At 59.4% G+C, this 14,045-nt stretch carries 13 protein-coding genes; 5 read left to right on the top strand and 8 right to left on the bottom strand.

Going from position 1 to position 14,045, the window contains the following annotated elements; all coding sequences use genetic code 11:
* Together ABIT76_12440 and ABIT76_12435 are read right to left on the bottom strand one after the other, a co-directional pair.
* Window positions 1-699 carry an ABC transporter ATP-binding protein gene (locus ABIT76_12440; protein MEO7933955.1) on the bottom strand — a complete coding sequence of 233 codons (699 nt, stop codon included), beginning with the start codon at window positions 697-699 and terminating at the stop codon, window positions 1-3.
* A 169-nt stretch (window positions 700-868) separates the two neighbouring features.
* Window positions 869-2,002, bottom strand: a complete 1,134-nt coding sequence (locus ABIT76_12435) for an ABC transporter permease (protein MEO7933954.1) — start codon at window positions 2,000-2,002, stop codon at window positions 869-871.
* 174 nt (window positions 2,003-2,176) lie between these two features.
* On the opposite strand from ABIT76_12435, the gene thpR reads away from it, so the two are divergent.
* On the top strand, window positions 2,177-2,848 hold the full coding sequence (gene thpR, locus ABIT76_12430; GenBank protein MEO7933953.1) for an RNA 2',3'-cyclic phosphodiesterase: 672 nt from the start codon (window positions 2,177-2,179) through the stop codon (window positions 2,846-2,848).
* A 65-nt stretch (window positions 2,849-2,913) separates the two neighbouring features.
* Here thpR and ABIT76_12425 read toward each other — a convergent pair whose 3' ends face one another.
* The gene (locus ABIT76_12425; protein MEO7933952.1) at window positions 2,914-3,522 is read right to left on the bottom strand and encodes a superoxide dismutase; all 609 of its coding nucleotides are present in this window, start codon (window positions 3,520-3,522) and stop codon (window positions 2,914-2,916) included.
* 69 nt (window positions 3,523-3,591) lie between these two features.
* The gene (locus tag ABIT76_12420) at window positions 3,592-4,569 is read right to left on the bottom strand and encodes a hypothetical protein (GenBank protein ID MEO7933951.1); all 978 of its coding nucleotides are present in this window, start codon (window positions 4,567-4,569) and stop codon (window positions 3,592-3,594) included.
* 109 nt (window positions 4,570-4,678) lie between these two features.
* Between ABIT76_12420 and galK the strand changes: the two genes are divergently transcribed.
* Window positions 4,679-5,746, top strand: a complete 1,068-nt coding sequence (gene galK / locus ABIT76_12415) for a galactokinase (GenBank protein MEO7933950.1) — start codon at window positions 4,679-4,681, stop codon at window positions 5,744-5,746.
* 1 nt (window position 5,747) lies between these two features.
* A complete protein-coding gene (gene epsC, locus ABIT76_12410) occupies window positions 5,748-6,644 on the top strand; it encodes a serine O-acetyltransferase EpsC (GenBank protein MEO7933949.1) in 897 nt (298 codons plus the stop codon).
* 9 nt (window positions 6,645-6,653) lie between these two features.
* Here the strand turns inward: epsC and ABIT76_12405 are convergent, their stop codons facing one another.
* Both ABIT76_12405 and nuoD read right to left on the bottom strand, forming a co-directional pair.
* On the bottom strand, window positions 6,654-7,712 hold the full coding sequence (locus ABIT76_12405; protein MEO7933948.1) for a hypothetical protein: 1,059 nt from the start codon (window positions 7,710-7,712) through the stop codon (window positions 6,654-6,656).
* A gap of 27 nt (window positions 7,713-7,739) precedes the next feature.
* On the bottom strand, window positions 7,740-8,978 hold the full coding sequence (gene nuoD, locus ABIT76_12400; GenBank protein MEO7933947.1) for an NADH dehydrogenase (quinone) subunit D: 1,239 nt from the start codon (window positions 8,976-8,978) through the stop codon (window positions 7,740-7,742).
* 62 nt (window positions 8,979-9,040) lie between these two features.
* Here nuoD and ABIT76_12395 point away from each other — a divergent pair, with 62 nt between their 5' ends.
* The gene (locus ABIT76_12395; GenBank protein MEO7933946.1) at window positions 9,041-11,185 is read left to right on the top strand and encodes a prolyl oligopeptidase family serine peptidase; all 2,145 of its coding nucleotides are present in this window, start codon (window positions 9,041-9,043) and stop codon (window positions 11,183-11,185) included.
* Window positions 11,186-11,416: 231 nt separating this feature from the next.
* On the opposite strand, the gene ABIT76_12390 is transcribed toward ABIT76_12395, so the two are convergent.
* The gene (locus ABIT76_12390) at window positions 11,417-12,616 is read right to left on the bottom strand and encodes a hypothetical protein (protein ID MEO7933945.1); all 1,200 of its coding nucleotides are present in this window, start codon (window positions 12,614-12,616) and stop codon (window positions 11,417-11,419) included.
* Between ABIT76_12390 and ABIT76_12385 the strand changes: the two genes are divergently transcribed.
* Window positions 12,601-12,945 (top strand): prolyl oligopeptidase family serine peptidase, encoded by a 345-nt coding sequence (locus tag ABIT76_12385; protein MEO7933944.1) that lies wholly within the window; start codon window positions 12,601-12,603, stop codon window positions 12,943-12,945. The two genes, ABIT76_12390 and ABIT76_12385, sit on opposite strands and share 16 nt — an antisense overlap.
* Here ABIT76_12385 and ABIT76_12380 read toward each other — a convergent pair.
* Window positions 12,837-13,952 (bottom strand): hypothetical protein, encoded by a 1,116-nt coding sequence (locus tag ABIT76_12380; protein ID MEO7933943.1) that lies wholly within the window; start codon window positions 13,950-13,952, stop codon window positions 12,837-12,839. The genes ABIT76_12385 and ABIT76_12380 overlap by 109 nt on opposite strands.
* Between the last annotated feature and the right edge of the window lie 93 nt (window positions 13,953-14,045).

The following is a 14,045-nucleotide window of genomic DNA, read 5'->3' as shown; positions in this document are numbered from 1 at the left end:
TCAGGTTTTTTTCTGCGCGTGGATGCCTTTCACCACGCCATCTTCCATCTCGGCGATGCGGTCGGCGAACTCAAAAATGCGGCTGTCATGCGTCACCACAATCACGGCGCGGTCGGGGCGAATGGCCGTTTTCTGGAGGAGTTCCATCACTTTGTGGCCGCTCCTGGCGTCGAGCGAGGCGGTGGGTTCGTCGCAAATAATCAGCCTCGGCTCATGCACCAGTGCTCGGGCAATCGCCACGCGCTGCTGCTGTCCGCCCGAGAGTTGACTTGGATACGAATGCAACCGGTCGCCGAGCCCGAGTTCGGAAATGGTATGCGCCGCGCGCTCCTCGGCTTCCTTGCGCGAATGGCCGTTGATGAGGAGCGGCACGGAGGCGTTTTCAACAATCGTGAGCGTCGGGATCAGATTAAATTGCTGAAAAATGAAGCCGATATTCTGTCCGCGAAACTTCGTCAACTCGCCCGGTTTCATGTCAACGAGCGGGTGGCCCAGCGTGCAGATGCGACCCTCATCAATCTCCAGCGTGCCGCAGATGACGCTAAGCAAGGTCGTTTTGCCGCAGCCGGACGGGCCGACCATCATGAGCAATTCGCCAAACTGCGCGGCAAAATTCACCTGTCGCAGGGCGAAGACGTTTTGGTCGCCGGTGCTGAAGGTTTTGACGACGTTTTCAACTTCGACAGCGGCGTGTTTCATCGGAATCCCTCCCCATTCAAATGGAACTCGGATGCTAATTTTCGGGAGCGCACGCGTCTCGCGTGTTCCAGCGGACGTCCCGTCCGATGGCTAGGCCGACCCTTTCGCGAGACGCAAAAGGGAACACGCGAGACGCGTGCGCTCCCGGGGAAGTTTCCATTCCACGCCGTCATTTGAAGACCACCGCTGGCTCCAGTCTGGCAATTTTCCGCAACCCAAACAGCGCTGACAGGCAGCAGATGAAAATGATCACGCCGCCGGTGAAGGCCAGAATCTGCCACGGCATGAAGAACGGCGGCTGTCCCTTTTTAATGACCAGATTTCCGAAGAGCGCGGCGAGTCCTACGCCCATGCCGTAGCCGACCGCTCCGACGACGAAGGCTTGGAGAAAGACCATTTTCGCCAGCGTCGGCATCGTTACGCCCATCGCCTTGAGCGCGGCGAGATAGCGCAGATTCTCGTGGATGAAGAGGTAAAACGTCTGCCCCGAAATGGCCACGCCGACGATGATCCCGAGCAGGACGACCGTGCCAAACGAGATCGGGATTCCCGTGTTTTTGATATACCACCAGATCGTGTCCCACTTGAATTGCTCCGCCTCGACCGCGCGCAGTCCGGGTAGTTTTGAGATGCGGCTGGCGCACTCGGCAGGCGAGATTCCCGCCTGCGGTTGCACCAGGATGAAACTCAGCCGCTTCCGCACAAACGGCACGTATTCCAGCGCGCGATCGTAGGTCGTGTAAACATACGGCTGACCGAAAAAACTCCGCGCCGTCTCGCAGATGCCGACGACGCGTGCCTCCTTGTCGTTGATCTCAAACGTCGTGCCCAAGTGGAGTTTGAGTCCTTTCTTGGCAAACTTTTCCCTCGCTACCTGGTCCACGATCACTGCATTGGGTAGTCTGAGATCCTCGATTCGGCCCTCTTTCATCACCGCCGGACGTCCCACCAGTGTCGCCGTGTCGAGTCCGGTGAGTTGGATTTGCTGAAACGATCCGTCCTCCAATCGCGTCTGGGTCAGCCCCCAATAGAGTCGCACCGCCCAGTCCACTCCGGGAACGCTCCGGACACGGTTCACCTCGATCTCGCGCATCGCCGTCACCTCGTTCACCTGCTCCACCGCCCGATCCATCACCCAGACGGGCGCGCCGATGTTGCGGATCGTCGCCGTGCACCACATCATCAGCCCGCAAAAAACCGACGATTGCTGCGACATAAGCAGCGCGCAAAAGGTGAGCCCGCAGACCAGCATGGCGTATTTCGCCCGGTCGCGAATGAGCATGAAGATCGCAATGCGCAGCATCGCAGGCAGTGTTCGGCGGCAGCTGTTTTTTTGCAACCCGCGAGTGAGTCGTATGCAACTCCGCCTTTTCCCATTCTTCGAGCATCAGGCAGACGCCTGAACGTGGTGGCAGAGACGATCATTCTGAGAAATGGCGCGTAATATTGCTAGTTAGAAGACTGTTCCCAAAAAACCATGGAATCACGCACCCCGCAGAAGCCGTTTCGCTCGCCACTTCCACCGCTGCGCACTCCGCAGAAGCCGCTGGGAGAATTTCGCCGCCGCACGAAACGGCTCTTCTTTGGACTCGAAGTCCCCCGCCCGCTCCGCTCGCAACTCACCGAACTCGACCCGAAAATCCGCAACGTCCGATGGGTGCGCGAGGAGCAGATTCATCTGACTTTGAGCTTTCTCGGCGATGTGACGCCCGACCGCGAGGGCGAGCTCGACGAGGCGGTGAGCCGCATCCAGGTCGGCTCGTTTTTTCTCCCCGTGCGCGACATGGGCCTCTTGGGCGGACGCCGTCCGAATGTGCTCTGGGTCGGCGTCGGCAATGGACACCCGCATCTTTTCGCGCTCTACAAACACCTCCAGGACGCAGTGGTGAACCTCGGGTTCCAAGCCGATCTGCGCGCCTACCAGCCGCATATCACCCTGGCCCGAATGGAGGGCGTCTCGGCGGAAACGTTGCAGCCGTTTGTGCGCCAGCACGCCAACGACGACTTCGGCATGTGGCCCGTGCGCGATTTCGTCCTCTACTCCAGCCAGCGCGCCCCCAGCGGCACGACCTACCGTGTTGAAGCCCGCTATCCGCTGAAAATCAGTGCCGGAAGAGACGATCTGGAGGCCCAAAACGCCGCTTTGTAGGCGACGGCATGAAAAAAGCCGCCCCGGTGAGGAGCGGCTTTTTCTGATTCGAGTTGCAGCCTTATCTACTTGGCGGCGGCGTAGTTTTTAGCTACTTCGGCCCAGTTGATGACGTTCCAGATCGCCTTCAAGTAATCGGGACGGCGATTTTGGTAATTCAAATAATAAGCGTGCTCCCAGACATCGACTCCGAAGATCGGGGTCGCGCCGTCCATAAGCGGGCTGTCCTGGTTGGCCGTGGAAATGACGTCGAGTTCGCCGCCTTTGACGACGAGCCAGGCCCAGCCGCTGCCGAAACGCGTCGCGCCGGAGGTCTGAATCTTTTCCTTGAAGGCGTCGAAGCTGCCAAACTTGGCGTCGATCGCGGAGGCGAGTTCGCCGGTGGGAGCGCCGCCCGCGTTAGGGCCGAGAATTTTCCAAAACAGGCTGTGGTTCGCATGGCCACCCGCGTTGTTGCGGACCGGACCGCGAATCGCCTCGGGGACTTTCGAGAGGTCGGCTAGCAATTCCTCGACCGGCAGTGCGGCGAGTTCGGGGTAATCCTTCAACGCGTTATTGGCGTTGGTGATGTAAGCCTGGTGATGCTTGTCGTGGTGGATTTCCATCGTTTTCGCGTCGATGTGGGGCTCGAGCGCGTCGTTGGAGTAAGGGAGTGGTGGTAGTTCGTAAGCCATAGTTTTTAGAGTGGAGTTAGATTGTTATCTGCGAAAAGTAAACGCGGCTCGCCGCGTGGCAAGTGTCTATTATTTTGATGGGCCGGACATCATTCCCTTGGCCATTTCCATGCCCATCTTTTGCATTTGCAGCGTCTGCTTCTGCTGGTCGGCAAAGGCGTTCCATTGCTCAGGCGTGAGAAGGGTTTTGGCCTTGGCCAGGATGCGTGTGTTGCGTTCCTCGGTGGCGTTGATCGTGTCGTCGAGGGCTTTGGCGCTGAAATCGGGTTTCTGCGGATCGGTGTTGGCGGCGGTGAACTTGGCGGTGTTCAATTTTTCCTGCTGCATGATTTGCAGGAGCCCGTTGGATTGATCCGTGCGCAACGGGAGCTGGCGCGCGGCCATTTGCGAAGAAATCTGACTGAGCATCGCCCGGTCGGGGATGGTTTTCTGGTAGGTCTCGTATTGGGAATAACGGTCGCCAAGGAGCGTTTTCATTTCGTCCTTCGAGGCATTGGTGAGGTCTTTGATGGCGTTTTTGTCGCCGGACATCATCTTCATCCCGGCTTGCATCGCTTGGGAGGTCTGTTTCCCGAGCAAGTCATAAAACTGCGCCGTTTCCTCGGGCGTGAGCTTGAGTTGCTTCACGAGATCGGCATACATCGGCTTGAGAACGGCCATTTGCTGCGCCGCGATGGCGTCGAGCATCTTGGGGTTCTTCATCATTTTCTCCATCATGCTGCCGAAGGGATTTTTCTTCTCAGGCTCGGCGGGAGTTGGAGTCGATTCTGGAGAAACAGGAGCGACTTCGGGTGCGATCTGGCTGGCCAGTTTATTGCGGAGCGTGGCCGATTCCTCATCGAGGGCTTTGTTTTCCGCCTCGATTTTTTGGGCGGCGATCCGAGCGTCGGCGAGGGAAACGTCGCGCGCGGCGATGGTTTTTTGCAGGGCGGCAATCCGGCTGGCCTGGTCTCCGAGTTGGCCGTGCTGATAAACGGCAAACCCGGACGCGGCGAGCGTGAGAGCGACAAGGAGACCAATGGAAGTGCGGGAGGTGGATGGATTCATGGAAGAAACGCAGGATGACCGCGCGGCATTGCCGAGGTCAATCGCCAAACCCGCCCGCTGCGATTGCCTTCTTGCCGCAACGAATCGAATCATGTAAACAGAGCGTCCCATGCAAGCCTATGCTCCCGGCCGGGTCGAATTACTCGGCAATCATACCGACTACAATGAAGGTGTCGTCCTCGCGGCGGCGATCGACCGCGGAGTGACGGTCACAGGCGATCTCTCTGGAAACAGCATCCTGCTTTTGCAATCCGACGGGCCGCAGGTGCGCCACGACCTCGACTACCGCTGGCCCGAGCCGTTGACGACGAATCAATGGGCCAATTATCCGCTCGGAGTGATTCGCATGTTACTCGAGGACGGCTACGAGGTGCCCGGGTTTTCGGCGTCAATTTCCAGCACGCTGCCGACCGGGGCTGGCCTGTCGAGTTCGGCCGCATTGGAAGTCGCGACCTGTCTTTTGATCGAAAAATTATCCGGCTACTCGCTGGAGCCCATGGCGCGGGCGAAGCTCTGCCGACGGGCGGAAAACGAATTTGTCGGCGTGAATTGCGGCCTGCTCGACCAGGCATCGTCGGTTTTCGGAGAAGAAAATGCCGCGATCTATCTCGATTGCCGTGCCGAAACCGTGAGCACGGTAGCGTTTCCACCGGGACTGGCGTTGTTGATCACGAACTCCGGCGTGAAGCACCAGCTCACCGGCGGCGAATACAACGAACGCCGCGAACAATGCTTCGAGGCAGCCCGCATTTTGGGTGTGAAAGCACTCCGCGACGTCACCAGCGAGCAACTGCGCCAAGCCGACATGCCCGAGCTGACCCGCCGCCGCGCGCTGCATATCACGGGCGAAAACGAGCGCGTCTTCGCCGGCGTCGAAGACCTGCGCGCGGGCGACGGTGCGGCATTTGGGAAATTGATGTTTGAGTCGCACGAGAGTTCGCGGACCAACTTTGAAAACAGCACAGCCGAGTTGGATGCGCTTGTGGAAATAGCGCAAACGACGGACGGCGTTTACGGCTCGCGGCTGACCGGCGGCGGCTTTGGCGGCGCGACGGTTTCGCTGATCGATCCAACGAAGGCCGACGCGATCATTGCGCGTTTCACCCGCGAATATCGCCAGCGCACCGGCATCGACTGCCAGACCTATCTCACCGCGGTGTCGGTCGGTGCCTACTAACGTGGAAGACATCGCGCAGCAACTCATTGCCTCCTACCACGAGTCGGGTGGCATCAACCATCTCGACGGCGCCAACCTCCCGTCGAAGGTCGCCATCGCGAAGATTTGCGAGGACTTGCTCAGCCTCATTTTCCCGGGGTTCCACGACGATGCGCCGCTCCTCCGGGAGCACGTGGAAAGGGTGACGAACGAGCGCGTCGCAGTGGTCGCCAATGCGCTCAAAGTCGAGATCTGCAAAAGCCTGCGCCTGGGGGATCCGAATTGCCCCGACGCGCGTTCCGAGAAAATGGTGGCCGAGTTTCTCAGCGCCCTGCCGCGCGTCCGGCAAATCCTCAAAACCGACGTTGCGGCTGCCTTCGAGGGCGATCCGGCGGCACGGGGTTACGATGAAATCATCCTCTCCTATCCGTTCGTTGAGACGATTGCCGTGCAACGCATGGCGCACCTTTTTTATCTCGCGGAACTCCCCATTATCCCGCGCATGATGACCGAATGGGCGCATTCCCGCACCGGGATCGACATTCATCCTGGGGCTCGGATCGGCTCGAATTTTTTCATCGATCACGGTACGGGCGTGGTCATCGGCGAAACGTCCGAGATCGGCACCAACGTCAAACTTTATCAGGGCGTCTCCCTCATCGCGCGCTCCCTTGCCGGCGGCCAGCAACTGCGCGGAAAGAAACGTCACCCAACCATCGAGGACAACGTCACGATTTACGCCGGCACCACCATCATGGGCGGCGACACAGTGATCGGCGCGGGCAGCACCATCGGCGCAAACGTCTTTCTCACGCACGGCGTCCCGAAGCGGTCGCTGGTTTATTTCGAGGAAAAACAACTCAACATCCTCGACAAAAACAAGCGCCCCGGTCTCGACGGCGGCGACTGGTCAATCTGAGTTGCAGTCTTATCTGGCGACGGCTTTGCGCCTGAACCAAAGCAAACCTCCGAGCCCCACCGCCAGCAGCGCGCTGGTGTTTACCTCCGGGACGACTTGGTAGCCCATGTCATGGAGCATGGCCAGGTCCATCTGAGTGAGATATTTGCGCGTGCCCTGCGTCAGACTTGGGTCCATCACTGCCTCCTGCACCGCGCCCGTGTCGAGTCGGGTGCTGGAGTAACCAGAAACGATGTGAGCTTCATCCGAAGCCAGCAACCCCGAGCCGGTGCCGCCATTCAGTGCGACCGCACTGGAACCCAGCCAGGTCGTGCCGGAATGTTCACCATCCCAGCTTTCGGAGCCGCTGAAGCCAATGGAATGAATGATCTCGTGCAGCGCCACCGAGTAAAAATCGTTTTTGCCAGCGAATGAATTGTTCGCGTAATCGAAGTTCCAGTAATTGCCCAGCATCACGGTGTCGTCGATGGAGCCATCGTTGTTGCTGTCGTTGTCGAACCACATATTGCCAATCATCGGGCCGGTTCTAACATTGTAATTCGCCGTGCTGGATCCCAGAGTCGCGCTGTCGCTGGCTGAATTGAATGTCACATTGGAGCCGCGTCCCATGCCGGCATTCGAGGCGGCCTCGGCAGCAGCCACCGCGCCGGTCCATTGCGACCCGGAACCCGAGCCACCGAACGAAAATCCCGCTGCGCCGATGCCACCCTGGCCCAGGGCCGTTCCCGAGATGGGTCGGGCTCCGACGTAGATGGTGAAGGTGTTTGCCGCCGCTGTGAACGTGTCCAAAGTGACCGCCGCTCCCGTCGTTGGGTTGGTGTAAGTCAGGTCCCAATCGAATGTGGAGGTCGTGCTGCCATTGGTGCCGGTGTAAACGTCGGTCGTCACGGGTGCGAGCGACGAAGTGATCGCCGCGCTGAGATCGGCAGCCGCTTTTTCCAGCGTCGCCCTGGCGGTCAAGTTGTCGAAGAAATTTGTCGAGTCGTTCGAGTAATCGATCGCGATGTTGAAAGCCGACGCCGACTGCAGACTGACACTGAGAAGGGCGATCTGGAGTTTTCGTTTCATGATTGCCTCCGAAACAATCGCGACTCGTCAGCGGTCGCTCTCGCCCATCACGAAATCGAGCGAGCCTAGAATCGCGACGACATCGCTCATCATGTGGCCCGGCAGAATCGTGGACAGGATGCTTAGGTTCACGAAACTCGGGGCGCGGATCTTCATCCGGTGCGGCACGCCGCCGCCCTTGCTGTTGATATAAAAGCCCAACTCACCCTTCGGGTTTTCCGCACCGAAATAGACCTCACCCACGGGCGCATCGATGCCCTCCGTGTGAATCATGAAATGGTGAATCAGCTCCTCCATTTTCGTCATCACCTGCGCCTTGGGAGCGGCCATGTTTTTTGGATCGACGTAGTTGATCGGACCCTCGGGCAGTCTCGCGACTACCTGACGCAGAATCTTCACGCTCTGGCGCATTTCTTCGAGGCGAACGAGGTAGCGATCATAACAATCGCCGACCGAGCCCACGGGAATATCGAAGTTGTATTGCTCGTAATCGAGATACGGATTGGCCTTGCGCACGTCGTAATCGACGCCCGACCCACGCAGATTCGGGCCTGTAAGTCCGAAGGCGATGGCCTGCTCCTTGGTGATGATTCCCACGTCCTTTGTGCGATCCACGAAAATGCGGTTGCGCGTCAGCAAGGCGTCGGTCTCGTTCAAGCTCGGGATAAATTCATCCAAAAACTGCACCATCTGCGCGATGAACGCCGGGGTGACATCCCGAATCTGACCCCCGATACGTGTGTAACTCGTCGTAAACCGTGCCCCCGTCAGCACCTCTTGCAGGTTATAAATTTTTTCGCGCTCCGTGAACGTGTAGAGGAAGACCGTCATCGCGCCCACGTCCATCGCAAAGGCGCCGAGGCCCAGCAAATGCGCCGAAATGCGGGCGAGTTCGCAACAAATCACCCGGATCGCCTTGCCGCGCGGAGGCAATTCCCAGCCCATGAGTTTCTCCACGGCGCAGGCGTAGGCGACGTTATTCGCCAGCGGTGCGAGGTAATCCAGCCGGTCCGTGTAAGGGATGAACTGGTTGTATTGCATGTTCTCCGCGATTTTTTCGTCGCCGCGATGCAGGTAGCCCACGTCGGGCGTCGCCTTGGTGATCACTTCCCCGTCGAGTTCCAGTGAAATGCGCAGCACGCCGTGCGTCGCCGGGTGCGATGGACCCATGTTCAGGGTCAGTTTTTCGCCAAGGATTTCGCTGCTTTCCAAGTGTTGCGCGGTCCGGGCGAGTGTGTCTGGTGATTCGAGTTCGACGGTAGCCATTCGATTTAGGTTTTAATAAGGAGGATTCGCCCTCGCAAGCGCAATGTGCGAAAACATTCCCCATGATGACACACTTCGCCCGCAGCCTGATCCTTGCGCTCGTTTTTCAGGCGAGTTTCAATGCATTCGCCGCCGATGCGCTCGACTTCCCGAAGGCGGAGAAAAAACCCGTCATCGACTCGTATTTCGGCGTCGATGTCCTCGACAACTACCAGTGGATGGAAAGCGCCACCGATCCCGCCGTCAAAACCTTCGCCACCGCGCAAAACGACCGCACCCGGAAGTTCCTCGACGCCATCCCCGAGCGCGCCGCCATTAAAGACACCCTCACCAAATGGTATGCCGCGCTCACCATGAGCTACTCTGGTTTGAATGAAACTCCCGCTGGCCTCTTCGCCAACAAATTCGCGCCGCCCAAGGAGCAGCCGCTCATCGTTCTCCTCCCCTCGCCCGACGCCCCGGCTGAGGAAAAGATCGTTCTCGACCCGCAATCCCTCGATTCCACCGGCGCAACTGCCATTGATTGGTGGGTGCCCTCGCCGGACGGCAAACTGCTCGCCGTCTCCCTCTCGAAGCACGGCTCCGAGGACGGCACGCTCCGCATCTTCGACGTGGCCACCGGCAAACCCCTCCCCGACTCCATCCCGCGCGTCCAATACCCCACCGGCGGCGGCAGCGTGGCCTGGGCTGGCGACGGCAAAAGCCTCTTCTACACGCGTTATCCAGCGCCCGGCGAACGTCCCGCTGCCGACGAACATTTCTTCCAGCAAATCTGGCATCACACCCTCGGCGATGACCCTAAAAAAGACTCTTACTCGCTTGGAAAAGACTTCCCCCGCATTGCTGAAGTCGAACTCGCCACCAGCCACGACGGCAGCCTCATCATTGCCAGCGTCTCGAATGGCGACGGCGGCGATTACGAACATTTCGTCCTCCGCGAAGGAAAATGGACGCAGATCACTCATTTCCCCGACGCCATTAAGACCGTCGGCCCCAGCCTCGACGGCCAAACCCTCTACCTCCTTTCCCGCAAAGACGCCCCCAAGGGAAAAGTCCTCACCCTCGCCGCCAGCGCCCTGGATCAGCCCACCACTCCGCTCGTCCCCGAAAGCGACGCCGTTATTCAAGACCTCGAACCGAGTTCCAATGGACTCTACCTGCGCGACATGATCGGAGGCCCGTCTCGCATCCGCTTCATCAGCTCCACGGAGAAATCGGAACACATCATCGCCACACCCGACGTCACCTCCGTTCGCGAGATGCACGTCCTGCGCAATGGCCAGCTTCTCTACCGCCTCTCCTCCTACATCGCGCCCACCGCCTGGTGGAGCCACGACCCGGCCACCGGCCAATCCCGCAAAACCGCGTTGGCTTCCACCTCACCCGTCGATTTCAGCGGCATCACCGTCACCCGCACTTTCGCAAAAGCCCCCGACGGCACCTCCATTCCCCTGAATATCATCAAACCCGCCGGCTTCAAGCCCGACGGCAGCGCGCCCGCCATCCTCTACGGCTACGGCTCCTACGGGATTAACATGGAACCCAACTTCGATTTCTCGCGCAAACTCTGGCTCGAACGCGGCGGCCTTTACATCGTCGCCAACCTCCGGGGCGGCGGCGAATACGGCGAAGCCTGGCACAAAGCCGCGAATCTGACTCACAAGCAAACCACCATCGACGACCTCGCCACCTGCGCGCGTTTCCTCGTTGAAAACCACTACACGCGCCCCGACAAACTCGCCATCGAAGGCGGCAGCGCGGGCGGCTTGCTCATGGGCGGCGCCCTCACCCAGCACCCGGAACTCTTCCGCGCCGTCGTCTCCTACGTCGGCTTCTACGACGCGCTGAGAACCGAGTTGGAGCCCAATGGAGAATTTAACATCACCGAGTTTGGCACCGTCAAAGATCGCGCCCAATTCAACGCCCTCCACGCCTACTCGCCCTATCATCACGTCGTGGATAAAACCAAATACCCCAGTGTCCTCCTCACCACCGGCCTGAACGACGGCCGCGTCGCCGCCTGGCACAGCCTCAAGATGGTCGCCGCCCTGCAAGAAGCCACGTCCTCGCCGAACCCCATTTTACTGCGAGTCAACTTCGGAGCCGGCCACGGCATGGGCACCGCCCTCAGCATCACCATCGACGAAGACGCCGACGTTTACAGCTTCCTCTTCAAGGAACTCGAAGTCGCCGTTCCCGCGAAATAACCACGCCAAGATTCCGTTGTCGCCCCTCGTTCCCAAACTCCTGTTTGGGAACGCACTTGCTTGGGAAACTCCTGTTTCCCCGGCTGCGATTCGTCCGACTCGTTTTCCTGTTTCCCCGATGCGACGACTCCAAAGGAAACGGAGTTTCGGAGACAAGGCATTCCCAAACGGGAGTTTGGGAACGAGGGTATGGCGGGCTTCAAAGAGATGGAAGTCGCCTAAGAAGCAACCTTACGCCCGGCGAAAACGGCGATAGCCGAGAACGAGGCCGCTGCATCCGAGTAAGAGCCAACTCGCGGGCTCGGGCGTCGGCGAGGCGGTCACCGCGTATTCGCTGTTGTGGTTGACCACCGCCCAGACGTTGTGCGCCGTGGTGTCAATGCCCCAGTTGCCGAGCGAGAAATCGGTCAGCGGATTGTAGGCGCGATTGAAGAAAGTAGAAGTGCCGCCCTCGTTTCCCGCCACCGCGTTTTTCCAGACGCCGGTAGCCGTATCAAACCAGGCGAGGAAAAGTCCGTTATCTCCGCCAAAGAGTGTATTGGCGGCAGCCAGATCGTAGTTGAGCTGGAGGACAAAGACATCGGTCAACGGGCCTTTTACATCCACGATATCGCTCGCGGCCTGCAGGCTTCCATTAGGCGAGAGGAAGTTCAACGAAATGTCCCGATCCGCACCTGCCGTGCCGCCCACGAGGGTGGCCGTGGTCGTGTGCCCGACGCTGTTGGCGAGGGTAAATCCTGTGTAGTCCGCTCCCGAGGCGAAGGTTCCACCCCGACTCGTGCCACCGGCGGAGCTCGCCGTGTAATTTCCCCCGGCCACCGTAAACCCGGTCTCGCGCAAGGCCATGTGGATATGCCCAAACCCGACACTGCCGGAAAGGTTCGCGCCCCCCGAAAGACCGCCCGACACCGTGAAAGGCGTGCCGTAGGTAAACGCCACGGGCACCGTATAGGTCTGCGGTGGCAGCACGCCGGAGAGGACGTTGCCGCTCTGATATTGCGCACTGTCCAAGGAGTTGCCAAAGGCGTTCGCGCCGTAATTCACCTGATCCGATCCGATAAGATTGCCCGCCGTAAATGTGCCGGTCAGGGAGAAAGTGAAGTTTGCCGTGCCAGCCCCGCTGCCGCCCAGAATCGTGTAATCTTCCTTCCAAGTCGCCCCGCTGGTGGCACTGTCGGAACCGGTGGGCCGTCCGGCCAGATCGAGATCGACCGCCACCGCGCCCATGGAGGCCGCGACGCTGGACGAACCGTAAGTGCCGGAGACCGACGGACTCAAGGGAGCGCCCGTGGAGTTGGGGTTTTGAAATATGAGCGTGCCACTGTCATTGATCGTCACCGTGGCGCGAACCTCATTGGCGGAGGCTGACGACAAAGAGGCGGAGAAACAGACACCCGTGAGGGCAAGAGCGGAGGATATGCGGGGGAACATCCTTCGGAGGTAACCAACCATGCAGGATCGTCACAAGACGAATCTGTCACAAACCAAAAGGAAACCGCGATATCGATCAACAGCCGCGACCCCGCGTTCTGCTCACTACCGGCCTGAACGACGCCCGTGTCGCCGCCTGGCACAGCCTCAAGATGGCCGCCGGATTGCAAGCCGCGCCAGCGGAGTTCCATCCGAATCTCTCGAGCCGCCACGGCAGGCGTCAGCGATGTGGTTTCGGACTACTTTTTCGGACTCGAAAAAGGCCCTCCGCCTCGGCTGCGCCGGTGACTTGCACGGTCGCCACATCTTCAAAACGGAGTAATGGATGATCTCTTCTGGCTTCCTCAGCATCAGGATAAAGCGCCGCAGGCAGACGGGTGATCTTCTCGAAAAGCCACCGATTCTCCACATCGCTCATTGAGACATCTGCCCCCGCTTCCTGCGCCTTCCAAGTAATCGACAGCGTTCCATAGGGCTGCTCGTTTTTTGTGAGAACATACGGATCGGAGTCATTCATATCGGCACCGTGTCCCATGCCTACCCGGATCGTCTCCAACTTGTCATCCTTCCCGATCCCCTCTCCTTCGACAAACGTCGGGTCGTTCGTGCCGTATCCCACTTCATCGTGCCAGGACGCCTTCTTGATGAGTGCACCGTCGCTCCACTCAAAAAATTGCGACTCCCCCCAAATGGCACGACGTCCCGAGTTGAAATCGAGCCGGACGTATTTCCCGGCTTTTTGCGGTTCGCCCATCGCTGAGGCTACGAGATTGAGCCGATGCTTCGCGGGATCGAAGCGCAGCAGGTAATGCTCCTGATAATATTTCTCCACCTCCCCGGCAAAGATCACTTCCGGCACGCCATCGCCGCTCAGATCCACCAACTTAAATGGTTCCGTCGCAGGCTTGATCGGCAGATAATCATCTCCGTTTTTTCCATCCCACTTCCATTCCTTTGGCCGCCAGACCGTTTCGATCTTCCATAGCCCACGCAACTCCCATTGGCCGTCTATCCATTCCACGAAAGCCACCCCAGCCGTCTCCTCCCCCGCCCTGGCATGGAGCTCTGCCAGGGCATACGTTCCGCCGTTTTTGAAAAGATCGCCGACCAGAACGAACTCGCCCGTCTTCGCGATCGTGGACTCGGGCTTTGCCTTCGGCTGCACCGTCGGCAGCAGCGCCTTCAACTGCGTTTCCGCCACCTCGCGAAGGGGCGATGGATCATCCACCGAGACGACCACTTTCGGCAGTTCGGCATCGCGCTCCTGCGCAAGCAGCAGCGAAGAGGAAGCGAACGACCCATAGACAACAAGCGAAACGAGCAACCGAAATGACATTTCCTCGAAGTTAGCTGGGAGAAGTCGCTCTCGTCCAATAGACATCGGCTTGAAAGCGTCCCGAGCTCTTGAGGGGATGGTTTCCCTCGACGA

It is taken from the genome of Chthoniobacterales bacterium (genome assembly GCA_039930045.1).
Classification (GTDB): domain Bacteria; phylum Verrucomicrobiota; class Verrucomicrobiia; order Chthoniobacterales; family DASVRZ01; genus DASVRZ01.
The sequence above is the reverse complement of the archived record's forward strand: the minus strand, read 5'-3'. Positions and strand labels throughout refer to the sequence as shown.

Coding starts and splice junctions, on each gene's coding strand:
- ABIT76_12440 (MEO7933955.1), bottom strand. CDS start 699: ATGAAACACGCCGCTGTCGAAGTTGAAAACGTCGTCAAAACCTTCAGC.
- ABIT76_12435 (MEO7933954.1), bottom strand. CDS start 2,002: ATGCTGCGCATTGCGATCTTCATGCTCATTCGCGACCGGGCGAAATAC.
- thpR (MEO7933953.1), top strand. CDS start 2,177: ATGGAATCACGCACCCCGCAGAAGCCGTTTCGCTCGCCACTTCCACCG.
- ABIT76_12425 (MEO7933952.1), bottom strand. CDS start 3,522: ATGGCTTACGAACTACCACCACTCCCTTACTCCAACGACGCGCTCGAG.
- ABIT76_12420 (MEO7933951.1), bottom strand. CDS start 4,569: ATGAATCCATCCACCTCCCGCACTTCCATTGGTCTCCTTGTCGCTCTC.
- galK (MEO7933950.1), top strand. CDS start 4,679: ATGCAAGCCTATGCTCCCGGCCGGGTCGAATTACTCGGCAATCATACC.
- ABIT76_12405 (MEO7933948.1), bottom strand. CDS start 7,712: ATGAAACGAAAACTCCAGATCGCCCTTCTCAGTGTCAGTCTGCAGTCG.
- nuoD (MEO7933947.1), bottom strand. CDS start 8,978: ATGGCTACCGTCGAACTCGAATCACCAGACACACTCGCCCGGACCGCG.
- ABIT76_12395 (MEO7933946.1), top strand. CDS start 9,041: ATGATGACACACTTCGCCCGCAGCCTGATCCTTGCGCTCGTTTTTCAG.
- ABIT76_12390 (MEO7933945.1), bottom strand. CDS start 12,616: ATGTTCCCCCGCATATCCTCCGCTCTTGCCCTCACGGGTGTCTGTTTC.
- ABIT76_12380 (MEO7933943.1), bottom strand. CDS start 13,952: ATGTCATTTCGGTTGCTCGTTTCGCTTGTTGTCTATGGGTCGTTCGCT.